General features: G+C 76.0%; 21 protein-coding genes. 7 read left to right on the top strand and 14 right to left on the bottom strand.

Annotated features, from left to right (window positions below):
* Positions 1-125: 125 nt before the first annotated feature.
* The 10 genes from ACFVNO_RS22280 to ACFVNO_RS22235 all read right to left on the bottom strand — a co-directional run bounded on the left by ACFVNO_RS22280 (position 126) and on the right by ACFVNO_RS22235 (position 10,802).
* The gene (locus ACFVNO_RS22280) at positions 126-1,208 is read right to left on the bottom strand and encodes a glycosyltransferase family 4 protein (RefSeq protein ID WP_355269258.1); all 1,083 of its coding nucleotides are present in this window, start codon (positions 1,206-1,208) and stop codon (positions 126-128) included.
* On the bottom strand, positions 1,205-2,827 hold the full coding sequence (gene murJ, locus ACFVNO_RS22275) for a murein biosynthesis integral membrane protein MurJ (RefSeq protein ID WP_378895469.1): 1,623 nt from the start codon (positions 2,825-2,827) through the stop codon (positions 1,205-1,207). Before murJ ends, ACFVNO_RS22280 begins: the two co-directional genes overlap by 4 nt.
* Before the next feature lie 10 nt (positions 2,828-2,837).
* Entirely contained in the window at positions 2,838-3,776 is a 939-nt protein-coding gene (locus ACFVNO_RS22270; RefSeq protein ID WP_378895467.1) for a hypothetical protein, read from the bottom strand.
* The gene (locus tag ACFVNO_RS22265) at positions 3,776-4,825 is read right to left on the bottom strand and encodes a copper transporter (RefSeq protein ID WP_378895465.1); all 1,050 of its coding nucleotides are present in this window, start codon (positions 4,823-4,825) and stop codon (positions 3,776-3,778) included. Before ACFVNO_RS22265 ends, ACFVNO_RS22270 begins: the two co-directional genes overlap by 1 nt.
* A complete protein-coding gene (gene steA, locus ACFVNO_RS22260; RefSeq protein WP_220565654.1) occupies positions 4,822-5,994 on the bottom strand; it encodes a putative cytokinetic ring protein SteA in 1,173 nt (390 codons plus the stop codon). Before steA ends, ACFVNO_RS22265 begins: the two co-directional genes overlap by 4 nt.
* A gap of 188 nt (positions 5,995-6,182) precedes the next feature.
* Entirely contained in the window at positions 6,183-7,892 is a 1,710-nt protein-coding gene (gene recN, locus ACFVNO_RS22255) for a DNA repair protein RecN (RefSeq protein WP_355269250.1), read from the bottom strand.
* A gap of 85 nt (positions 7,893-7,977) precedes the next feature.
* On the bottom strand, positions 7,978-8,910 hold the full coding sequence (locus ACFVNO_RS22250; RefSeq protein WP_355269248.1) for an NAD kinase: 933 nt from the start codon (positions 8,908-8,910) through the stop codon (positions 7,978-7,980).
* 112 nt (positions 8,911-9,022) lie between these two features.
* Complete coding sequence (locus ACFVNO_RS22245; protein WP_355269246.1) at positions 9,023-9,823, bottom strand: TlyA family RNA methyltransferase; 801 nt, start codon at positions 9,821-9,823, stop codon at positions 9,023-9,025.
* A gap of 6 nt (positions 9,824-9,829) precedes the next feature.
* A complete protein-coding gene (locus tag ACFVNO_RS22240) occupies positions 9,830-10,018 on the bottom strand; it encodes a hypothetical protein (protein WP_378895462.1) in 189 nt (62 codons plus the stop codon).
* 49 nt (positions 10,019-10,067) lie between these two features.
* Positions 10,068-10,802: a membrane fusogenic activity family protein gene (locus ACFVNO_RS22235; protein ID WP_355269242.1), complete on the bottom strand. Its 735-nt coding sequence runs from the start codon at positions 10,800-10,802 to the stop codon at positions 10,068-10,070.
* Between the two features lie 208 nt (positions 10,803-11,010).
* On the opposite strand from ACFVNO_RS22235, the gene ACFVNO_RS22230 reads away from it, so the two are divergent.
* Both ACFVNO_RS22230 and ACFVNO_RS22225 read left to right on the top strand, forming a co-directional pair.
* Positions 11,011-11,361: an SCP2 sterol-binding domain-containing protein gene (locus ACFVNO_RS22230; RefSeq protein ID WP_355269240.1), complete on the top strand. Its 351-nt coding sequence runs from the start codon at positions 11,011-11,013 to the stop codon at positions 11,359-11,361.
* 20 nt (positions 11,362-11,381) lie between these two features.
* The gene (locus tag ACFVNO_RS22225; protein ID WP_378895459.1) at positions 11,382-12,677 is read left to right on the top strand and encodes a DUF1015 domain-containing protein; all 1,296 of its coding nucleotides are present in this window, start codon (positions 11,382-11,384) and stop codon (positions 12,675-12,677) included.
* Here the strand turns inward: ACFVNO_RS22225 and ACFVNO_RS22220 are convergent.
* Positions 12,640-14,160 (bottom strand): serine hydrolase domain-containing protein, encoded by a 1,521-nt coding sequence (locus tag ACFVNO_RS22220; RefSeq protein ID WP_378895457.1) that lies wholly within the window; start codon positions 14,158-14,160, stop codon positions 12,640-12,642. The genes ACFVNO_RS22225 and ACFVNO_RS22220 overlap by 38 nt on opposite strands.
* 95 nt (positions 14,161-14,255) lie before the next feature.
* Here ACFVNO_RS22220 and ACFVNO_RS22215 point away from each other — a divergent pair, with 95 nt between their 5' ends.
* Both ACFVNO_RS22215 and ACFVNO_RS22210 read left to right on the top strand, forming a co-directional pair.
* Entirely contained in the window at positions 14,256-15,062 is an 807-nt protein-coding gene (locus ACFVNO_RS22215) for an aminoglycoside N(3)-acetyltransferase (protein WP_378895455.1), read from the top strand.
* Positions 15,063-15,507: 445 nt separating this feature from the next.
* The gene (locus ACFVNO_RS22210; RefSeq protein WP_355269232.1) at positions 15,508-16,515 is read left to right on the top strand and encodes an HAD-IIA family hydrolase; all 1,008 of its coding nucleotides are present in this window, start codon (positions 15,508-15,510) and stop codon (positions 16,513-16,515) included.
* Between the two features lie 404 nt (positions 16,516-16,919).
* On the opposite strand, the gene ACFVNO_RS22205 is transcribed toward ACFVNO_RS22210, so the two are convergent.
* Entirely contained in the window at positions 16,920-17,393 is a 474-nt protein-coding gene (locus ACFVNO_RS22205; protein ID WP_378895452.1) for a single-stranded DNA-binding protein, read from the bottom strand.
* Positions 17,394-17,658: 265 nt separating this feature from the next.
* Here ACFVNO_RS22205 and ACFVNO_RS22200 point away from each other — a divergent pair, with 265 nt between their 5' ends.
* Both ACFVNO_RS22200 and ACFVNO_RS22195 read left to right on the top strand, forming a co-directional pair.
* Positions 17,659-18,663: an MBL fold metallo-hydrolase gene (locus ACFVNO_RS22200; RefSeq protein WP_355269316.1), complete on the top strand. Its 1,005-nt coding sequence runs from the start codon at positions 17,659-17,661 to the stop codon at positions 18,661-18,663.
* Between the two features lie 267 nt (positions 18,664-18,930).
* Entirely contained in the window at positions 18,931-19,872 is a 942-nt protein-coding gene (locus tag ACFVNO_RS22195; protein ID WP_378895450.1) for a GNAT family N-acetyltransferase, read from the top strand.
* A gap of 9 nt (positions 19,873-19,881) precedes the next feature.
* On the opposite strand, the gene ACFVNO_RS22190 is transcribed toward ACFVNO_RS22195, so the two are convergent.
* Positions 19,882-20,286, bottom strand: a complete 405-nt coding sequence (locus tag ACFVNO_RS22190) for an NUDIX domain-containing protein (RefSeq protein ID WP_378895448.1) — start codon at positions 20,284-20,286, stop codon at positions 19,882-19,884.
* A gap of 53 nt (positions 20,287-20,339) precedes the next feature.
* Positions 20,340-21,194, bottom strand: a complete 855-nt coding sequence (locus tag ACFVNO_RS22185; protein ID WP_355269224.1) for a hypothetical protein — start codon at positions 21,192-21,194, stop codon at positions 20,340-20,342.
* Here ACFVNO_RS22185 and ACFVNO_RS22180 point away from each other — a divergent pair.
* Positions 21,162-21,860: hypothetical protein (locus tag ACFVNO_RS22180; RefSeq protein WP_378895446.1), on the top strand; the 699-nt coding region annotated here is incomplete at its 3' end. The two genes, ACFVNO_RS22185 and ACFVNO_RS22180, sit on opposite strands and share 33 nt — an antisense overlap.

Below are 21,860 nucleotides of genomic sequence, written 5' to 3'. Positions count from 1 at the left end.
ACACATCATCCGCTCCTGGGAGATATCTGGCGAACGAACAGGGGATCCGGGTATATAAGGCGCAAAACGCCCCCGAAATTCCCTTTTCCCGTGTCACCGGCTTTTCCCGTGCCGCCTTTCCCGGGTCACCGCCCCAGTACCGACTTGTACACCGCGCACGCCGCCGCCACCGCGTCCTCCTCGCCGGGCAGCGAGCGCGCCGCCGCGGCGGACCGCGCCCGCAGGTCCGCGGCGAGGGCCGGATCGTCCAGCACCCGCCCCACCGCCGCCGCGAACGCCTGCGGGTCGCCCGGCGGCACCATGAGCACCGTCCCCGAGTACAGGTCCGGGATGCCGCCCACGCGGGTGGACACCACCGGCAGCCCCGCCCGCAGCGCCTCCATGATCACCAGCGACGGCCCCTCCCACTGGCTGGTCAGGCAGAACACGTCGGCGGCCGCCAGCAGGTCGGCCACGTCCGTGCGGTGCCCCAGCATCCGCACGTCGGCCCCCAGTTCCGCGGCGGTGTCGTGCAGGGTCCCCCACAGCGGCCCGTCCCCCGCGATCGCGATGACCGGCTCCGGGTGCCGGTCGGCGATCCGCGGGGCCGCCTCCAGCAGCATGTCCAGGCCCTTCTGCTCGGCCAGCCGGGCGATGGTCAGCAGCAGCGGCCGCTCGGGCAGCACCGCCAGGTCCGACCGGGTCGCCTCCCGGCCCTTGACCGGGGGGCCGGTGTCGGGCGCCGCGACCACCGCCGGACGGGCGTCGCGCGCCCCCACCCGTTCCAGCCGCCGCACCAGGTCCCCCGACACCCCCAGCACCACGTCGGCGCGCAGCGCCACGATCCTCTCCAGCACCGGGTAGGCGGCCGCCTTCAGGCCGTCCACCGGCGGCGGGGCGTTGTGCGCCGTCACCACCAGGGGGCGCGCCCCCGCCAGCGCGCACAGCGCGCCGGCCCGCATCCCGTGGGCGTGCACCACGTCGGCGCCACCGAGCACCGACCGCAGCCGCAGGACCGTCGCGGGATCGGCGACCGAGGGGGCCGCCCCGATCCGCACCGGCGCGAACCGCATCCCGGCGTCGGTGAACGCGAACTCCCGCTCGGCCGAGGCCGGGCCGACCACCGCCACCCGGTACCCCCGCCGCACCAGCCCCTCGCCCAGGGACCGCACATGCCTGCCCGCCCCACCGGTGCTGGTCCCCAGCACCAACGCGATCCTGCCGTTCACCGGCTCCCCCTCCTGCGTTCGAACACGCTCCGGACCCGATCCAGGGCCGCCCGCGCCGACGGCCGGTCCACCACGGCCGCCACCAGGGCGAACACCACCACCGCCAGCACACCCGACACCAGGGCCGCCCCCGCCGAGGACCACACCCCGCCGCCCGCCAGCGCCACGGCCACCGGGCGGCCCGCGGCCCAGCCCAGCGCACCGCCCGCCGCCACCGCCGCGAGCGACCGCCCCGCCCCGGCCAGCGCCGCCGGGCCGTGCACCCGCCCCACGGCCACCGCGCAGGCCAGCGCCGCGCATGTCAGTCCCAGTGTCGTCGACCAGCCCAGGGCGGCGATCGCCCACCCGGGCGGCACCAGCGCCACCGACAGCGCCGAGCACGCCATCACCAGCAGCCAGCCCAGGGTCTGGGCGGCCGCCGCGGGCCTGCCGTGGTGGGAGGCGTACAGCGCCCGGCTGAACAGCGCCACCAGTCCGAACCCCACCACACCGGGCGCGTAGGCCGCCAGGGCCCGTTCCAACGCCACCGGGTCGTTGCGGGCGAACACCTCGGCCACCGGCGGCGCCGCGGCCGCCAGGGCGGTGCCCACCGCGGCGGTCAGCACCGCGGCGGCCCGCGCGGGCCCCGCCACCAGCTCCGCGTACGCGCCCCGGTCGCGGTCGGCGTGCGCCACCGCCAGCGCGGTGAAGGCGCTGGTGGCGATGGGGACCGCGATCACCCCGTAGGGCAGGGTGAACAGCGCCCACGCGTAGGAGTACAGCACCGATCCGCCCGCCCCGCCGCCGCGGTTGGCCAGCGCCACCGACAGCAGCAGGCACGCCTGCATCGCCACCAGCGGCACCAGGGACGCCGCCGCGAGGGACCGCACCCGCCGGCCCACACCGGGCGGGAAGACCAGTCGCGGACGCCAGCTCAGCCCCAGCCGCAGCGCCGGGCCCAGCACCGTCAGGAACAGGGCGACCACTCCGGCCGTCGTCCCCAGCGACAGCACCAGCTCCGCCCCCAGGGGCAGCCCGGCCGGGTCCTGCCGGTGAGCGCCGCCCAGCGGAACGAACAGCAGGTAGGAGCAGATGACCACCACGCTCGACACCAGCGGCGCCGCCGCCGGGGACAGGAACCGCCGGTGCGCCTGCAGCACCCCGTACAGCACCGCCGCCAGCCCGTAGAACACCACCTGCGGGGCGAACACCAGCAGCATCCGCACCGACAGCGCGGCCAGCACCCCGGGGTCGCAGCCCGTACCCGCTCCCAGCATCAGCGCCATCGCGTAGGGGGCGGACAGCGCGATCAGCCCGGCCAGCGGCACCGACAGCAGCAGCACCCAGGTCAGCAGCGCCGACGCAGTGTGCTCCACCTGCTCCCGCTCGCCCCGCCCGGCCGCGGCCGCCAGCACCGGGACCACCACCGCGGTCAGCGCTCCGCCGATGACGATCTCGAACAGCACCGCGGGCAGCTGGTTGGCGGTGATGTAGGCCGTGCCCAGGCAGGTGTCGCCCACCGTCTGGGAGAAGACCACCGTGCGCCCGAACCCCGCCACCCGGGCGCCGACGGTGACCGCGGCGATGAGCAGCGCGGCCCGGCCGACCCCCTGCGTCACCCCGGCGGCGAGGCGGGACACCCCGGGCCCCTCACGCGCACCGCCCCCAGCGGTCCAGTGCCCGCAGCGGCGGCACCCGGTCGATGACCCTGGAGAAACTCGTGACCTCGCTGGCCAGGGTCAGGGCAACGACCCCGCCCAGCAGCGCCAGCCGCACCGGGCGGGGGGCGCGGGCGGCCGCCGCCGCGCCCAGGGCGGCGCCCAGGGCGTTGGCTCCGGCGTCGCCGAGCATGGAGCGCTCGGCGAGGTCGTCGGGGAGCAGGGCCGCGCAGGCGCCGACAGTGGGCGCCAGCACCGGGGCCGCCGGGGAGGCCAGCCCGGGCAGGGCGGCCAGGAGGCCGAGTTTGACGGCGCGGCCCGGGCGCAGGTCGAAGAGGTTCACCAGGTTGGCGCCCGCGGCGATGAGCGCCCCGTCCACCAGGGTGTCGAGGGGGCCGCGGCGCAGCAGGGCGGCGGCGGCCAGGCCGGTGGCGCCGATCCCCGCCATCTTCACCGCCCCGGTGGTCACCCGCCCCCGGGCCAGGGCGCCCAGGTGGCCGCGCAGCCCGCGGGCGTCTGCGGATCCGGCCAGGTCGTCGTAGGCGCCGAACGCGGCCGCCCCCGCGGCGGCCAGCGCCGTCGCGGCCCGCACCCGGGGGTCCAGGCCGGGCGTGAGCAGGCTCGCCGCGCACACCCCCGAGGCCAGGGCCGGCCCCTCCTGGAGGGTCACCCGCCGCCCCCGGAAGTTGGTCCGCCACCAGGCGGCCGGGCCGGGTCCCCCGGCCGGAGCGGGTTCCGCCGCCGGAGCGGGTTCCGCCGCCGGAGGGGACTCCGCGGAGCCGTCACGATCGGCGGCGGCACGGGTGAGCAGGGTGTAGGCGGTACGGGCGGCCGCCGCCGCGACCGCGGCGCCGACCAGCCCCTGCACGGCGGACGCGGAGACGGGGGTCCGGCGGCGGCCGGCGCCCGGACGCTGGAAGGACGGGCCCATCACTCCTCCCCCCGGGCGGCCCTGCGGGCCTCGTCGGTGTCCGGGGACGGCGACGGGGACGGCGAAGGCGAGGCCGACGCCCGGGGCTCGGGCAGCGGGTCCGGCATGAACCCGCGCACCCCCTCGCCCACGCCGTAGGCGGCACCGTCGCCGTCGACGTCCTCGGCCAGCGCCAGCACCGCCACGATGTCGCCCATCGGGCGGCCCGCCATGTCCACGGTCGCGAAACCCGCCTCCGAGGCCCGGGCCCGGGCGAGCATCCCGTCCCCGTGCGAGGACGGCACGTCCCCCGCCAGCACCAGCCCCTCGACCCGGTCGTGCAGGGCCGAGGAGAACGAGGCCAGCACCGTGTTCTCGGCCTCCCGGTCATCGCGCCCGGCCTGCTCGGCCGAGGACGGGGCGACCACCACCACCGCGTCGGTCCCGCCCGCGGGCTCCCCGTGCACCGAGATCAGCCCGCCCTCGACGAACGTCTCCAGTGCGGCGGCCGGGTCGTGCCCGCCGTTCCGGCCGCCTTCCTCCCGGTCCTCCCCGTCGCCGTCGCGCTCGGAGGAGCGGGCCAGGGCACGGCCGATCTCGGTGCCCGCCTTCTCGTAGGTCCCCACGCCCTCCAGGGACGCCGGGTCGGCGGAGACCTGGAGCGCCAGCTCGTCGACGAACGCGGTGTTACTCGGATCGACGAACTCCGAGCGGACCTCGATCCGCCCGGAGACCGAGCCGCCCGCCTCCTTCACGCGGTCCTCCAGCGAGGCCGCCGTGTCGGCGTCGGCGCCCGGCGCCTGCACCAGCACCACGTCCAGGCCCCGCAGCCGGTCCTCCAGCAGGTCCCCGGCGGCGGCGTCGGCGAGCTCGTCGGCCCCGGCGTTGACCCGGTCGGCGACGTCGCGCTCGGCGCGCAGGTCCTCGGTCTGGCCCCGCAGCTCGGCGGTCTCGTCCTGCAACGTGTCGAGCAGCGGGTCCTGGAGCATGGTGGTGCCCAGGACGAGCCCCACCGTCAGCGCCAGGAACACCGCGATGATGGACACCAGGTGGTAGCGGAAATCGATCACGTGAACAGCCCCGTCAGCCAGTAGGAGAAGGCGTCCCAGCGCGCCGCGAGGAACGTGAGGTAGACCTGCCCGGCCGGTGAGCTGTAGGCGGCGACCACGATGGTCAGCAGGCTGGCCGCGACCAGCCCGAGCAGCGCCCAGGGGGAGATCCGCGAACGGTACAGGCGGCTCACGCCCTTGGCGTCCACGAGCTTGCCGCCCACCCGGAGCCGGGTGAGGAAGGTGCTGGCCATCCCCGACCGCCCCTTGTCGAGGAACTCCTCCAGGGTGGCGTGCGTGCCCACCGCCACGATGAGGGAGGCCCCGGCACCGTCGGCGAGCATCATCGCCACGTCCTCGCTGGTGCCGGTCGCGGGGAAGACCACGGCCGGGTAGCCCAGGTCGGTCAGGCGCTGGAGCCCGGGGGCCCGCCCGTCCCGGTAGGCGTGCACGACCAGCTCGGCGCCGCTGGCCAGTGCCCGGTCCGACACCGAGTCGAAGTCCCCGACGATGATGTCGGGCCGGTACCCGCCCTCCATGACCGCGTCGGCCCCGCCGTCCACGGCGATGATCACCGGCCGGAACTCGCGGATGTAGGGCCGCAGCGCGGCGATGTCCTCCCGGTAGTGGTAGCCGCGCACGACGATCAGGACGTGGCGGCCCTCCATCTCCGTGGAGATCTCGGGGATGCCGATGCCGTCCAGCAGCAGGTCGCGCTCGTGCTGGAGGTAGGCCATGGTGTTGGCCGCGAACGCCTCCAGCTGGGTGGCCAGCCCGGCGCGGGCCTCGGCCATGGCGGCGGCGACCGTCTCGGGGGTCTGCACGGTCCCCTTGGCTACGGGTTCCCCGCCCCGGTAGAGCACCCCGCCCTCCAGGCGCAGCGGCTCGCCGTCGCGGACCCGGGTGAACACCTCGGGGTCGACGTCGTCGACCAGCGGGATGCCCGCCTGGGTGATGAGTTCCGGGCCCTGGTTGGGATAGCGGCCCGAGATGCTCCGGGCGACGTTGAGGACCGCCGACACCCCGCACCCGACCAGCGCCTCGGCACTGACGCGGTCCAGGTCGACGTGGTCGATGACCGCGATGTCGCCGGGGCGCAGGCGCTTGGTCAGGTTCTTGGTGCGCCGGTCCGAGCGCACGGGAGCGACCAGCCCGGAGGGAGAGTCCGCCCGGGTCCGGCGGAACCGCATGACTGTGGCGCTGAGCGCGTCCGATACCTTCATCGCTGGCATACTGTCAGAACTCGCCTACGCAGAGTCATAACAGCGTGGTGGTCGGCGTGTTCGGTCATCGGCGCCCATGGCGCCGCACTCCGGCACCTACCCGGCTCGGGGCGACTCACCCATCACATGCCACGGCGGACCCGCCGGGGAGACCCTCAGGCCGCCGGGTAGGCGCGCTCCGGATCGGCGTTGACCAGCAGTTCCTCGGCGTGCGCCCGGCCCAGCTCGGAATCCTCCAGACCCGCGAGCATCCGCGACAGCTCGCGCACCCGGCCGCCCCGGTCCAGGCGCAGCACACCGCTCTCGGTGACCAGCCCGTCGGTGGACTTCTCGACCACCAGGTGGGCGTCGGCGAACGCCGCCACCTGCGGCAGGTGGGTGACCACGATGACCTGGGACCGGCGCGCCAGGCGCGCCAGGCGGCGGCCGATCTCGACCGCGGCCTTGCCGCCCACACCCGCGTCGACCTCGTCGAACACGAAGGTCGGCACCGGGTCCGCGCCCGCGAACACGACCTCGATCGCCAGCATCACCCGGGACAGCTCACCGCCCGAGGCGCCCTTGTGCAGCGGCAGCGGCCGGGCGCTGGGGTGCGGTGCCAGCAGCAGCTCCACCTCGTCGCGCCCGTGGGACCCGAAGTCCTCCCCCGTGGTGATCCGCACGCTCACCCGCGCGTGCGGCATCGCCAGCGCGGTCAGCTCCTCGGTGACCGCCGCGCCGAACCGCTCGGCCGCCTCGGTGCGGATCCGGGTGAGCTCGCCCGCCCAGTGGTCCATCCGCCCGTACAGCTCCTCGGCCTCGGCCCGCAGCTCCTCGATGCGCTCGTCGTCGCCCTCCAGGGACGCCAGCCGCTTGGCCGCGTCCTCGGCCCAGGCCAGGATGTCGTCCGCGGTCTCGCCGTACTTGCGCGAGAGCGAGGTGAGCAGCGCCCGCCGCTCCTGCACGTGCGCCAGCCGGGCCGGGTCGGCGTCCACCGACTCGGCGTAGGAGGCCAGCTCCGTGGCCGCGTCGGTCAGGATGTAGGACGCCTCGTCCAGCCGCTCGCCGATCGCCGCCAGCTCCGGGTCGTGCTCGCGCACCGCCGCCACCGCCTGGCGGGCCGCCGACAGCAGCGCCGACACGTCCACCTCCACGTCGGAGGCCGGGTCGCCCACCAGCGCCTCGTGCGCGGTGGTGGCCGCCACCCGCAGCCCGTCGGCGTGCGCCAGCCGGGTCTCCTCCGCCAGCAGCTCGGCGTCCTCGCCCGAGACCGGCTGGGCCGCGGCGATCTCCTCCACCCCGAACCGGAGCATGTCCGCCTCCTGGGCGCGCTCGCGCGCCCGCTCGGTCAGCTCCATCAGCTCCTCCGACACCTCGCGGTGCCGCCGGTGGGCCGCCGTGTACTGCTTCAGGGCCTTGCCCAGCTCCTCGCCCGCGAACCGGTCCAGCGACGCGCGCTGGCGGTCGGTGCGCAGCAGCCGCTGCTGGTCGGACTGGCCGTGCACGGCCACCAGGTCGTCGGCCAGGTACGCCAGCAGGCTCACCGGCGCCGACCGGCCGCCCAGCGTCGCCCGGGAGCGGCCCTCGGCGGACACGGTGCGCGCCACGATCAGCACGTCGTCGTCGAGCTCGCCGCCGGCCTCCGAGACCCGCTCGGCCACCCGGCCCTCGCGCGGGACCGTCAGCCGGCCCTCGACCAGCGCCCGGTCGGCGCCGGGCCGGACCCGCTGGGGGTCGGCGCGACCGCCGAAGAGCAGTCCCAGCCCGGTGACGACCATGGTCTTACCCGCGCCGGTCTCACCGGTGACGACCGTCAACCCCGGTGACAACTCCAACACGGCGTCGTCGATGACCCCGAGTCCCTGGATGCGGACTTCTTCGAGCACCGAACCCTCTCCTGATCGTCGGCCACACTGTCTTGACGTTCTCCCGCGCCTCCCGGACGGCGCACCCGCGCGGGTGCGCACGCGGTCAGCGGCCCTGCTCCCGGCGGCCGCGCCACCCCGCCACGGGGAGGCCGAACTTGGCCACCAGCCGGTCGGTGAACGGCGCCCGGTGCAGCCGGGCCAACCGGACCGGCGTATCGGCACGGGTGATCTCGATCCGTGCCCCGGCGGGCAATTCGACCATACGCCGTCCATCGCACCAGAGCACGCCCGGCGCCGTGTCCGGCAGCACCTCCAGCGCCACCGTCGCCCGCGGGCCCACCACCAGCGGCCGGGCGAACAGCGCGTGCGCGCTCAACGGCACCACCAGCAGGGCTTCCACATCCGGCCACACCACCGGGCCGCCCGCGGAGAAGGCGTGCGCCGTCGACCCCGTCGGTGTGGCGCACACCACCCCGTCGCACGCCCACCGCGACAGCGGGCGGCCGTCGACCTCCAGGACCGCCTCGACGATCCGCCGCGACTCGCCCTTCTCCAAGGTGGCGTCGTTGAGCGCCCACGTGCGCACCGAGGGGACCCCGTCGGCACGGCCGCCGTTGAACACGGCCACGTCCAGGGTCATCCGCTCCTCGACGTCGTAGTTGTGCTCCACGACGCTGCGGACGGTCGCGCCCAGGTCCTCGCGCTCGGCCTCGGCCAGGAACCCGACGTGCCCCAGGTTCACGCCCAGCAGCGGGGCGCCCGCGGGCCGGGCCAGCTCGGCCGCCCGCAGCAGCGTGCCGTCGCCGCCCAGCACCATGACCAGCTCCACGCCCTCGGCCGCGGACTCCGGTTCGACGACCTCGATCGGGGACAGGACACAGCCCGCCTCGGCGAGCTCGTCCACCTCGTCCTTGAGCATGCGCACGGTCAGCCCGGCGCTGCTGAGGCTCTCGTGGACCAGCCGTGCGCTGCGCACCGCCGCGGGCCGACCGGTGTGGGCCAGCAGGAGAACGCCGCGTCCGCCGGTCCTGGTCATCGTCGTCCCCTTACGTCCACTCCCCGAAGGGGAGTTCGAATGCGGGCCGGGGAGCCTGTGCGCCCACCCGGCCGGGTCACGTTACCGGACCCGTGCGACAGGGTGCCACGCCCTAGGCCGGCCCCTCCGCCACCGCCCGCTCCAGCCGGGCCGCGTCCAGCGCCGGGGCGCCCGAGCGCAGCCACAGGAAGTACTCGACGTTGCCCGAGGGACCGGGCAGAGGGCTGGCCGCCACGTCGACCGTGCCCAGGCCCAGGGTGAGGGCGTGGGCGGCCACGTCGGCCACGGCCTCGGCGCGCAGCTCGGGCTCGCGCACCACGCCGCCCGCGCCCACCCGGTCCTTGCCGACCTCGAACTGGGGCTTGACCATCATGGCGAAGTCGGCCCCGGGGGCGACCGCGTCCCGCAGCGGCCCCAGCACCAGCTTCAGGGAGATGAACGACAGGTCGCCCACCACCAGGTCCGGGCGCGGCTCGCCGACCATCTCCGGGGTGAGCTCGCGGACGTTGACCCGCTCCATGACCCGCACCCGGTCGTTGCTGCGCAGCGACCACGCCAGCTGGCCGTAGCCCACGTCCACGGCGGTCACGTGGGCCGCGCCCCGGCGCAGCAGCACGTCGGTGAACCCGCCGGTGGAGGCGCCCGCGTCCAGGGCCCGCCGGTCGGCCACGTCCAGGGAGAACGCGTCGAGGGCCCCGATGAGCTTGTGCGCCCCGCGGGACACGTAGGGGGGCTCGTCGGAAGGAGTGCGCACCACGATGGGCTGGTCCTGTCCGACCTGGGTGGCCGGCTTGGAGGCCACGATCCCGGCCACCTTGACCAGGCCCCCCTCGATGATCTCGGCCGCGTGGCCGCGTGAGCGTGCGTGCCCGCGGCGGACCAGTTCCGCGTCGAGCCGAGTACGTTTCGCCATGATCACCTAGGATACCGGCGGCTGCGGCGCCGGCCCCTGGTCCAGGGCCCCCAGCACCGCCGACAGCTCGCGATGCAGGGAGTCGAAGACCTCCACGTGCTCGGCGGTGGGCAGGCCCGACAGCCCCTCCAGGCGCTCCCGGGTGCCCTCCAGGGTCCGGGCGGCCAGCTCCTCGGCCTGTTCCTTGGGATTCATCGCCCCTCCGGTATCGACGGTCCGCGGCGGCCCCGACTTCTGGGCGGCCCTACTTCTTGGTGGCGCTGCGGGACTTGGTGGTGCGCTTGGCCGCGCCCGCCCGCGTCCGGCCGCCCTTGGCCGCGGGCTTGGCCGCCCCGGCCTTGGCGGCGGGCTTCTTCGCGGCGGCCGCCCCGGCCTCCTCCGCGTCCTCGTCAGCGCCCTCGTCCGTGCCGTCCTCCCGGGCGGGCTCGGCCGCCGCGGCCCCGTCGGGGGACTCGGCGGCCACGGGGCTCTCGGGGGCCTCGGGGGCCTCCGGGGCGTCCTGTCCGGCGGCCCCGTCCGGGGCGGGATCCGCCACGGCGGCCGCCACCGCGGCGACGGCGGCCGCGGGCACCTCCTCGACCTCCACGGCCCGCACCTCCACCGCCGGGACCGAGGGCACCCGCTCCCGACCCGACCGGGCCGCCAGCCGCCGCTCCAGCTCCGCCACGCGGCGCACCAGGCGCTCGTGCTCGGAGCGCGGCACCACGTCCATCCGCTCCAGGCGGTGCTCCACCTCCGAGCGCACCAGCTCCGCCAGCGCCTCCCGGTTGGCCCGGCTGGTCTCCAGCAGCTCCCCCGCCAGCGCCTGGATGGTCCGCCCCACCCGCGGCGGGGTGCCGCCCGGCTCCTGCTCCGCCGCCGGCGCGCCCGCCCCGCCCGCCCGCAGCAGGACCTTGGCCGCGGCCACCGCCTCCTTGCGGGACAGCTCGGTGAGACCACTGGCGGCATCCAGATACGTGCGCACCGCGTCGACGACCATGATTCGCGTACTCCTTGACGGACAGAACACCGGAAGGGGGAACGGCACCGGAAAACGGAAGGGCACCGTGGGCGGGGGGTTGCGCGCACAACGCTACCCGGGCGGCACGGCCCCTGCCACGCGAAACCGGGAGGTCGTCCCCTTCGTCCCTTTGCCCGGACGGCGCCGCCGCCCCGGCGCCCCGTGCCGCATACGGCATCATGTGCCCATGAACAGCATCGACGCATGCCTGGAGGGCATCGAGAAGCTCAACGAGCGGATCCTCGCCGAACCCGAGGCCGAACGCCGCCGGGTCATCGTCGAGCGCTCTGTCAGCGTGCTCGTCCCCGACCTGGGCACCGTGTTCGACATGCGGCTGACCGCCGACGGCCTCAGCGACATCACCCACCGCCCCCAGGACGCCCCGGCGCCCCGGGCCCAGGTGCACATCACCGTCGGCAGCGACGACCTCGTCGACCTCGCCGACGGGCGGCTGGACCCGGCCCGCGCCCTCCTGACCCGCCGGGTCAGGGTCGACGCCAGCATGGGCGACCTGCTGCGCATGCGCAAACTCCTGTGACCGGGCGGTACCTTGCTGGGATGCCACGCCAACCTCTCGGGCTGGAACCCTTCCGCGGTCTGCGCTACACCGACAGAGACCTCGACCGGTTCATCGACGGGGGATTCGACCTCGCCCGTCTGCTGGCCCCGCCCTACGACGTGCCCGACGCCGAGGAGGCGCGGGCCCTGCAACGGTCCGACCCGCACAACGCCGCCCGGGTCACCCTGCCCTTCGAGCTCAGCCGCGCCAGCGCCGACGGCACCGAAGGGGCGATCCCCCGCCGGTACCGCGCTGCCGCCGCGCTGCTGCACGACTGGGTCGCCACCGGCGTGCTCTCCCCCGACCCCCGCCCGGCCCTGTACGTGTACGAGCAGGTCACCGCGGACGGCCGCCGCCAGCGCGGGCTGATCGGCAACCTGCGCCTGCCCGACGAGGGCTCCGAATCCGCCGTCCTGCCCCACGAGGACGTGGCCGACGCGCCCGTGCACGACCGGTTCACCCTCATGGGGGTCGCCCGGGCCAACCTCGAACCCATCTTCCTGCTGTACCGCGGCGCGGGCGGCGCCGCCTCCGCCGTCACCGAGGCCGTCGCCGACCCGCCCCTGGTGGAGGCCCGCACCCGCGACGGCTCCGAGCACCGCCTGTGGGCGGTCACCGACCCCGTCGACCACGCCCGGGTGTCCGCCGACCTGGCCGGCCGGTCCGCGCTCATCGCCGACGGCCACCACCGCTACGCCGCCTACCGCCGCCTGCACGCCGCCCACGGCGACCCCGGCTGGCGGTACGGGCTGGCCCTGCTCGTGGACAGCGACACCCACCCGCCCCGCCTGGGCGCCATCCACCGGGTCCTGCCGGGCCTGCGCCCGGAGGAGGCCGTGGCGGCCGCCCGCTCCGTCGCCGCGGTCGAGGCCGTGGACGGGGTGTCCGCCCGCGTGTACGAGGGGGTGGAGGGCCCCGCGCTGGTGCTGGCCTCCCCCGACGGCGAGGCCCACCTGGTGCACGGCTTCGACGACGACGCCCTGGCCCGGGCCATGCCCGGCCGCTCCGAGCAGTGGCGGCGCCTGCCCACCGCGGCCCTGCACGAGGTCCTGCTGCCGCTGTGGGGCGTCTCCGAGGAGGCGGTGCGCATGGTCCACGACGACCCCGGCGAGGCGGTGGCCGCCGCCCACCACGAGAAGGGCACCGCGGTGATCGTGCCCGCCCTGGACGTCCACCTGGTCTACGAGATCGCCGGGCAGGGCGAGCTCACCCCGCGCAAGTCCACCTCGTTCGGGCCCAAGCCGCGCACCGGGCTGGTCATGCGCCTGGTCGAGCCGTCGCCCCGGTACCGCTGAGCTCCCGCTCCGGGTCCTGGCCGCGGTGCGCCGCCAGGGCCCGCAGGCGCACCGCCCACACCACGGCGAGCGCCGTCGCCGCCGCGACCAGCAGCACCACCACGGACGGCACCGTGTACAGGGTCTGCACCCACGTGGCGTCGCGACCGCCCGCCAGCGGCGAGATCAGCCGGTGCGGGGCCAGGGCCGCGGCCACCACAGCGGCCGACCCCACCGCCCCGAGCACGCGCCGCCACCGGCGCCCGTCCCGCACCCACACCCCGGCCCGGCGCACCCCGCGCACCGCCCCGGCGGCCACGGCCGCCACCGCGGCGACGCACACCAGGTCCAGCGCCAGCAGCCACGGCGCCGAGGAGCCGGTCGGCCCCTCCCCCTCGGCCAGGGCCACCAGGTTCCACAGCAGGGCGGAGGCGTCGCCCGCGCCCAGGCCGGTGTTGGCCATCACCGCGATCCCCACCCCGCTCTCCGGCAGCAGGGCCTGGTGGGCGGTGTAGGTGAACTGGATGCCGCCGTGCACCAGCAGCGGCGCGCCCCCGCCGGTCTCCTCCACCTGCCAGCCCAGGCCGGAGTCGGCCGCCGGGCCCGTGCCGCCCGCGGCGGCGTGCGTCAGCGCCACCGCGTCCGCGGGCACCCCCGCGCCCCCGTCGGCGGTACGGCCGCCGGTGTTCTGGGAGACCAGCCACCTCGCCATGTCGTCGGCCGTGGACACCATGCCGCCGCTGCCGTTGAAGTAGCCCTGCGGCTCCGGCAGGGCCCGGGCGCCGCCCAGCACCGCCACGTGCCCGGGGGCGACCCCGGCCGCGAACACGTCCCGCGCGGTGTCCACCGTGACCGTGTCGGCCATCCCCAGCGGGAGCAGCACCCGCTCGCGCAGCACGTCCGCGAACGGCTCGCCCTCCATCACCTCCACCATGCGGGCCGCGACGTGGTAGTTCGGGTTGTGGTAGTTGCGCTCGGCCCCGGGGTCGGCCACCATCCCGGCGCCGGCCAGCCGCGCCACCGCGCCCTCCAGGTCCGCCGGGGTCGGCTCGCTCTTCTCCCGGAACCCGCGGTCGGACATGCCGGAGGTGTGCGTGAGCAGCTGCCGCACGGTGATCCGCGCACCGCGCGGGTCGTCCACCGCGAACTCCGGCAGGTGCTCGACCACGGGGTCGTCCAGGTCCAGCCTCCCCTCCTCCACCAGCGACGCCACCACGAGGGCGGTGAACGCCTTGCTCACCGACGCCATCCCCATCGGGGTGTCGGCGCCCACCGGCTCCCCGCGGGAATCGACCCCGTACCCGGCCGCCCGCACCACCTCGCTCCCCCGCGTCACCGCGACCGCCACCCCGGGCAGCGGCGCGTCCTCCAGGTAGGCCTCCACCCGTGCGTCCACCGCAGCGGCCGTGAGACCATCCACGGGCGCGGCCGCCGCCGCGGGCGCCGCCCACGACAGGACTGCCGCCACCGCCAGAGCCGCCGCCGACATCGTTCTCATCACCATGGCGCCATGCTCCCGGCCGGCCCGCTCCGCGCACCACGGTGCCGACCGCACACCCACCCTGCGGTACACCCCACCCCGAGGAGGAGACCCGCCCCATGACCTCCGCTCCCGAACCCGCGCAGGACGCGCCGCGCACCCGCGCCTCCCTCGCCCGCGACCTGGCCGGCCTGGGGCTGCGTCCCGGGGAGACCGTCCTGCTCCACTCCTCCCTCTCCGCCCTGGGCTGGGTGTGCGGCGGCGCCCAGGCCGTCGTCCGGGCGCTCCTGGACACCCTGGGTCCCACCGGCACCCTCGTGGTGCCCACCCAGACGATGGACAACAGCGACCCGTCCCAGTGGCGCAACCCGCCGGTGCCCGAGTCCTGGTGGCCGACCATCCGCGACCACACGCCGGGCTTCGACCCGCACGCCACCCCCAGCGCGCACATGGGACGAATCCCCGAGCTGGTGCGCACCCTCCCGGGGGCCGTGCGCAGCCCGCACCCGCAGACCTCCTTCGCCGCCGTGGGCCCGCGCGCCCACGCCCTGCTGGACCACCACCCCCTCGCCTGCCGCCTGGGCGACGAGTCGCCGCTGGGCCGCCTGCTGGACGCCCGCGTCCTGCTGCTGGGCACCGGCTACGACTCGTGCACCGCCTTCCATCTCGCCGAGTGCCGGGTGCCCGCGCCCCGCACCGAACCGGTGGGCTGCGCGGTCGCCACCCCCGACGGCGGCCGCGCCTGGGCCGCCTTCACCGACACCGCCCTGGACTCCGACGACTTCCCCGCCCTGGGCGAGGCGTTCGAGGCCACCGGAGCCGTCACCACGGGCCCGGCCGGCTCGGCCACCGCACGCCTCTTCCGGGTCGCCGACGCCGTCGCCTTCGCCACCTCCTGGCTCACCGCCCACCGCCCCATCGCCTGACACCCCCGCCCGCCGCCGCACGTCCTCCGCCGCCCCGAAGACGCCCCGGCCTCCGGTCGACGGGCCCCTGCCAGGCCGGCGAGCACCCGCCCCCGGCCGCCCCCCGACTCGCACCTCCGTCCCAAGGGCCGCAACGACCGGGAACGGCCCGCCCCCGCCCAGCAGGCCCCACCGAGCCGGTACAGGCGCGGCGCCCCGACCGACCACCGGTCCGGCACCCCGGCTCCGGGACCGGGAACGCCCCGCCCTCCGGCCGACGGGCCCCGGCCAGGGCGGCGAGGGCGCGGCATCTCAGCGGGCCCCGGAGGCGGTGTCTCCGGGGTGGGGCCGGTCCGGGGCGCTGCGACGGACGGCACACCGGGTGGGGAGGCCCGCGGCCCCACCGGCCGGGGACCGCGTCATACCCTGGAGGGCGTCCGCCACCGCCGCAAGGAACGGGTCCGCCATGCCCCTGCTCGCCGCCGAGCGCCCCCTGAGCACGATCCACGACGCGATGCTCTTGGACCTGGACGGGGTCGTCTACATCGGCCCGAGCGCGGTGCCGGCCGCCCCCGAGGCGATCGACAAGGCACGGGCCGCGGGGGCGCGGGTGGCCTACGTGACCAACAACGCCGGACGCACCCCGGCCCGCATCGCCGAACACCTCACCCACCTGGGCATCAACGCCACCCCGCAGGACGTGGTGACCTCCGCCGAGGCGGCCGCCCGGCTGGTCGCCGAACGCCACCCGGCCGGCTCGGAGGTCCTGGTGGTCGGCGACACCGGGCTGCGCCAGGCGGTGCGCCGCATGGGGCTCGTCCCGGTCACCATCGCCACCGACTCCGTGGTCGCCGTGGTGCAGGGCTACTCCCGCTCCGTGACCCGGGACCTCCTCGACCAGGGCACGCTGGCGGTGTCGCGCGGCGCCCTCTACGTCGCCAGCAACGCCGACGCCACCGCCCCCACCGAATGGGGCGTCACCCCGGCCAACGGGTCCTTCGTCCGGGTGATCGCGCACGCCACCGGAGTGGAGCCGATCATCGCGGGCAAGCCCATGCGCCCCCTCCACGAGGAGGGCATCCGGCGCACGGGGGCCCGCGACCCGCTCATCGTCGGCGACCGCCTGGACACCGACATCGAGGGCGCGATCGTGCACGGCGCCGCGGGCCTGCTGGTGCTGTCGGGGGTGACCACCCCGCTGGACCTGCTCGCCGCCCCGGAGCACCGGCGGCCCAACTACCTGTCCTGGGACGTGTCGGGCATGAACGACACCCACCCGGGCGTCGACGCCTTCCACGGCGGCACCCGCTGCGGGGGCTGGACGGCGACCCACACCCCCGACGGCCCGCTCCTGGAGGGCTCCGGCGACCGCCTCGACGGCCTGCGCGCCCTGTGCGAGGCCGTGTGGGCGAACCCGGCGGTGGACCCGGCCGGCCCGGCCGCACGCGCCGCCCTGGCCGCCCTGGGCTGGTGAACCGGGCCGGGGCACCGCCCACCCGGGCCTGAACGCCTCCCCGTACGGCGACCTCCGCGGCACCCTCGCGCACCCCCGCCCGCCGTACCGGGCCGGGGCGCCGGACAGGACTCCCGCCGCACGGACCGCTCCCGTCCCGGGTCCGTGGACGCGGGCCGCGGCGGCACACGGGACCCCGCCCCCGGGCCGGGCGCCCACCGCCCCCGGCCCCGCCCCGGCGAGGCGGTCCGCTCCCGTACCGGACACGCCGGGTCCATGCCGGACCGGCGCCGCACCCGGCGTCCGGGGTCCGGCACGGCCGCCGACACCGGCCGCGGTGCGGGCCAGGGGGCGAGCCAGGGCGGCGAGGACCCGTACCAGCACCGCTCCGAGGAGACGCACCGGGCGGCGCGCCGCGCGGGCGGTCATCGCCCGGCCCCTTTCCCCGTCGCGCGCGGGAACGCGGCGGCGGGGAGGTCCCCGTCGGCCGGCCGCGAGCGGCGCACCAGCGCCACGGTCCGCGCCTCCACCTCGCACGTACTGCGCTCCTCCGCCCGCCCGTGCCAGAACCGGCGGCGCAGCGCCCCCGTCACCCGGACGACGTCGCCCAGCCGCCATTCCCCCAGCTCCGGATGCAGCCCGGGGTCGAAGCCGACACAGTAGACCGCGTCGGAGCGGCGCCCCGACACTCCCTCGCGCGGGGGCCTGGCCATGCACATCCGCCAGCTGGCCAGGCGGTTCCCGTTCGCCATCTCCCGGAACACCGGCTCGGCGGTGATGCGCCCCACCAGCAGCACCTCGTTGCGGTGCCCGCCGTCCCGGCCGGGGTCCTCCCCCGGGTCCGTGCCCCGCGCCGCCCGTGCTCCCCGCCCCGCGCTCCGCAGACCGTTCTCCCGCATGCGTCGTCCTTCCCGAAGACCCTGTGACACCGGCGTGGACCAGCGGGCGGCACGACGGCCGGCACGTATGCCCCCACCTTCAGGATCACCGGGGCCGACCGGCGGCGAAAGGGCTTCGCCCCGCCTGTGGACAACCCTCCGGAACGGGGTCGTCCGATGATCCCGCCCCCGGTCGGGACGCACACCGCCCCCGTGTCCTAGAGTCGGATTCGGATGCGGTTCCTCCCGGAACCCACGACGACCACAGGGAACAGGGGTGCCTGCCGTGCACGACGACGTGGACGTGAGCCGCCTGCCCGAGGGGGTCACCCCCCTGGGCGACGACATCTTCGCCATCGACACGATGCTCGCCGGATATCCGGGCATCGTGTCCAGCTACCTCATCCGCTCCGAGCGCCCCTGCATCGTCGAGGTCGGCACCGCCGGTTCGGCCCGGGTCCTGCACGACGCCGTCACCGCCATGGGCCTGGCCCCCGCCGACCTGGCCACCATCGTCGTCACCCACATCCACCTCGACCACGCGGGCGGCACCGGCGACATGGCCGCCCTCTTCCCCAACGCCGAGATCGTCGTCCACGAGCGCGGCGCCCGCCACCTCGCCGACCCCAGCCGCCTCATGCGCAGCGCCGCCATGGTCTGGGGCGACCGCCTCGACACCCTGTTCGGGCAGATGCACCCCACCGAGGCGCGGCGCATCCGCTCCGTCGCCGAGACCGGCGAGATCGACCTGGGCGGCGGCCGCAGGCTCGTCACCCACTACGCCCCCGGGCACGCCAAGCACCACATGGGCCTGGTCGACACCCTCACCGGCGACCTGTACGTCGGCGACGCCCTGGGCGTCTACAACCAGCTCACCGGCGACGTCCGCCCGGCCACCCCGCCGCCGGACTTCGACATGCAGGCGTGCCTGAGCACCCTGCGGCTGTTCTCCGACATCGACGCCCAGCGCCTGATGTTCTCCCACTTCGGAGCGGTCGACACGGTCGCCGAGACCATCGACCGCGCCCGGTCCGAGCTGCACCTGTGGGTGGAGACGGTCCGCGAGTCGCACGGTTCGGCCGGCGACCTCGACCACGCCATCGCCATGGTGCGCGACAAGGTCATCAGCCGGTACAAGCCGCTGCCCCCGGACGCCTCCCCGGAGTCCGCCGCCGTCCTGGACATCCTCAGCGGCGCCGAGGCCAACGTGTCGGGCATCGTGCACTGGCTCGACCGGCTCGAACAGGAACGCGCCGAGGCCGAGCGCAAGGAACGCGAAGAACAGGGCTGAGCGCGCCGGGGCCGGCTCGGTGCGACGGCACGGCGGTGTAAGGGGCGGGGATGGCGGGGGTCCGCCCCCTCACACGGCCCCTGCACCGTGGCGCCCGGACGGGTGACGGCACGTCACGGGCCGGAGCGGGAGAAGTCACGGGGAACGGTGACGCGTCCACGGACGCGTTCACACCGGCGGAGAGGGTCCGGGCCGGCTCCGGCGGGGAGCGCGGAAAGGCCCGGAAAACCATGTGCGGGGGTGACCCGGGCCACCTAGGCTCACCGCATGACGCTCCAGATCCGGCCGATGGAAACCGAGGACGTCCCCGCCGTCCTCCCGTTCCTGCGCGCCCACCACCCCTACCGTGTCCTCACGGAGAAGGCCGTGCGCTGGCGCATGGCGAACCCCACCCCCCATTCGACGGACTTCCCGATCGTGGCGACCGACGGCGACGGCGGGATCGTGGGGTTCACCCGGTCCCTGCTCACCCGCCCGGAGGGACGCGACCCGCACGGCCTGACCTTCCTCACCGCGGTCGCGGAGCGGTACCGCGGCGGCGACCTGGCCGCCCGCCTCCTCACCGCGTCCGAGGAGTCACTGGTGGAACGGGGCGCCCGCACCCTGCGCACCGAGGTCGCCGAGGAGCCGGTCCAGGCGGGCGGCCCGCTGCTCCACGGGGTCGCCCTCGACCACGGGTACGCGGAGGAGGAGACCCACCACATCCTGGGCCTGGACCTGTCCCTGCTGCCCCCGGCGCCGGAACCGCCCGCGGGCGTGGAACTGCGGACGTTCCGGGAGTACGCCGACGACCCCCGGCCGGTCTACGAGCTCGACCGGCTGGCCAGCGAGGACGAACCCGGTGCCGTGCCGAGCGTCGGCTTCATGACCTTCGAGGACTGGGTGAACGGGCCCTGGAACCACCCGCTCACCGACCTCGACCTGAGCCTGGTCTTCCTGCACGAGGGCACCCCCGCGGGCATCACCTGCTACGCCTCCGACCGCAGGAGCCGCATGGAGTCGTCGATGACGGGGACCCTGCGCGAGTACCGGGGGCGCGGGCTGGCCGGATACGCCAAGCATGTCGCCCTGCTGCGGGCGCGCGAACAGGGGTTCACCCACGCCGCCACCGGAAACCACGAGAACAACGCGCCCATGCTGGCCATCAACGCCCGGCTCGGCTACGCGCTGCTGGGCAAGGAGACCGGCTACGTCAAACCCGTCGTCTGACCGGCCCCCTCAGGGGCGGGCGCCGGGCAGGTCCAGCGCCCGCAGCAGGTGGGCGTAGAGGCCGTCGGCCCACGACAGGCTCTCCTCCGGGGGCAGGACGTCGAACTCCCGCACCTCGACCGTCTCGAACTCGCCGCTGAGAAGGGCCGTCTCCAGGACGGGGGCATGGGTGACGACCGTGACGTGCCCGTCGGCGAGCACGTAGTACCCGGCGACCTCCACCGCGCCCAGGGTCGCCCCGGCCTCCTCTGCCGCCTCCCGCCGGGCGGTGTCCACGACGCCCTCCCCGGCCTCGGCGTGCCCGCCGGGGAACTCCCACGCGCGCCGCCGGTTGCGCACCATCAGCGCCCGGCCGCCCCGGTGGGTCAGGCACACCACTGAGTCGTACGCCGGGGGAAGGACTCCCAGACGCACGACGGCGCCGCCGAGCGGTCCACGACCGCCCGGCGGCGCCAGGGGATCCGGGGTCAGTCGCGCTCCCGGTCCCGCGGGGCGTCGGCCCCGTCGTCCTTCACTGCCTCGGGCGCGGCGTCGGACTCGTCGGCGGAGTCGTCCTCGGGCTCGTCGGCGTCGCGGACACCGTCCTCGAAATCCCCGTCCTCGTCCTCGAAGTCCTCAGGCTCGCCGGCCCGGGAGTCGTCCTCGGCCTCGTCCTCGTCTTCGAGGGCGGGATCGGCCGGACGGGCCTCCCGCGGGGCCTGCGGCTCCGCGAAGTCCTGTTCCTCGAAGTCCTGCTCCTCGGCGTCGGTCCAGATGATGCCGTCCTCCGGGTCGACGTCGACCAGCTCGACACCCTCCAGCACGGCCAGGCGCTCATCGGCGTCGGTCACCCCGTCGCTGTCCACGGCGGAGGCGCGCGAGAAGTACTCGCGGGCGTCCTCCTCGCGGCCCAGCTCCTCCAGGACGTCGGCGTAGGCGTAGAACAGGCGCGCGATCCACGGCCGGGCGCGGCGCTCCTTCAGCTCGGGAACCTGGAGCTCGGCCAGGGCGCCCTTGATGTCGCCCATGTCCCGCCGGGCGCCGGCGGCCACGATGCGCAGCTCGATGCGCTCGGCGGCGTCCAGCTGCTCGCCGGCCGGGTCCCCGGTGATCTCCAGAGCCCGCTCGGGGCGGCCCAGGCCGCGCTCGCAGTCGGCCATGATCGCCAGGAAGTTGTCACGGCCGCTCATGCGGCGCGCGGCACGCAGGTCGGAGAGGGCCTCCTGCCACTTGCCCACCGTGTAGGCGGCGACACCGGAGGCCTCCCGGACACCGGGGACCCGGGACGCCTTGCGCCGGGCGTAGGCGGCGTGGGCGTAGGCGCGCTCGGGGTCCTCGTCCACGAGGAGGCCGGCCGCCACGATGTGCTTGCCGACCAGCTCCGCCAGGGACTTGGGCAGCGAGCTGAGGTCGCGCCTGGTGTCGGCGTCGAGCTGGTCGTAGGTCGCCTCTTCGGGAAGCTGGGGAGCGATGTCCGCAGGGTCGCGGTCCTCACGGGGACCGCGACGGTCGTCGCGCCCGCGGTACCCGCCCCGGTCGTCCCGGCGGCCACCCCGGTACCCGCCGCCCCGCCGGTCGTCACGGCGGTCGCCCCCGCGGTATCCGCCGCGGTCCTCGCCACCGCGGTACCCACCACGGTCATCGCGCCGGTCGCGGTCGCCGCGGTAGCCGCCACGGTCGTCGCCGCCACGGTAACCACCACGGTCGTCACGACGGTCCCGGTCACCGCCGCGGTAGCCGCCACGGTCGTCCCGGAAACCACCCTCACGACGGTCACCGCCACGGTAGCCACCACGGTCGTCACGGCGGTCGTCGCGGCCGCGGTACCCGCCCTCACGGCGGTCGCCCCCGCGGTAGCCGCCGCGGTCCTCGCCACCGCGGTACCCACCACGGTCATCGCGCCGGTCCCGGTCTCCGCGGTAGCCGCCACGGTCGTCGCCGCCACGGTAACCACCACGGTCGTCACGACGGTCCCGGTCACCGCCGCGGTAGCCGCCACGGTCGTCCCG

Source organism: Nocardiopsis sp. NPDC057823, from assembly GCF_042797335.1.
Taxonomy (GTDB): domain Bacteria; phylum Actinomycetota; class Actinomycetes; order Streptosporangiales; family Streptosporangiaceae; genus Nocardiopsis; species Nocardiopsis changdeensis.
The sequence above is the reverse complement of the archived record's forward strand: the minus strand, read 5'-3'. Positions and strand labels throughout refer to the sequence as shown.

Coding starts and splice junctions, on each gene's coding strand:
- ACFVNO_RS22245 (WP_355269246.1), bottom strand. CDS start 9,823: ATGGCGAAACGTACTCGGCTCGACGCGGAACTGGTCCGCCGCGGGCAC.
- ACFVNO_RS22250 (WP_355269248.1), bottom strand. CDS start 8,910: ATGACCAGGACCGGCGGACGCGGCGTTCTCCTGCTGGCCCACACCGGT.
- ACFVNO_RS22210 (WP_355269232.1), top strand. CDS start 15,508: ATGCCCCTGCTCGCCGCCGAGCGCCCCCTGAGCACGATCCACGACGCG.
- ACFVNO_RS22215 (WP_378895455.1), top strand. CDS start 14,256: ATGACCTCCGCTCCCGAACCCGCGCAGGACGCGCCGCGCACCCGCGCC.
- ACFVNO_RS22195 (WP_378895450.1), top strand. CDS start 18,931: ATGACGCTCCAGATCCGGCCGATGGAAACCGAGGACGTCCCCGCCGTC.
- steA (WP_220565654.1), bottom strand. CDS start 5,994: ATGCGGTTCCGCCGGACCCGGGCGGACTCTCCCTCCGGGCTGGTCGCT.
- ACFVNO_RS22205 (WP_378895452.1), bottom strand. CDS start 17,393: ATGCGGGAGAACGGTCTGCGGAGCGCGGGGCGGGGAGCACGGGCGGCG.
- ACFVNO_RS22235 (WP_355269242.1), bottom strand. CDS start 10,802: ATGGTCGTCGACGCGGTGCGCACGTATCTGGATGCCGCCAGTGGTCTC.
- ACFVNO_RS22270 (WP_378895467.1), bottom strand. CDS start 3,776: ATGGGCCCGTCCTTCCAGCGTCCGGGCGCCGGCCGCCGCCGGACCCCC.
- ACFVNO_RS22240 (WP_378895462.1), bottom strand. CDS start 10,018: ATGAATCCCAAGGAACAGGCCGAGGAGCTGGCCGCCCGGACCCTGGAG.
- ACFVNO_RS22220 (WP_378895457.1), bottom strand. CDS start 14,160: ATGGTGATGAGAACGATGTCGGCGGCGGCTCTGGCGGTGGCGGCAGTC.
- ACFVNO_RS22225 (WP_378895459.1), top strand. CDS start 11,382: ATGCCACGCCAACCTCTCGGGCTGGAACCCTTCCGCGGTCTGCGCTAC.
- ACFVNO_RS22230 (WP_355269240.1), top strand. CDS start 11,011: ATGAACAGCATCGACGCATGCCTGGAGGGCATCGAGAAGCTCAACGAG.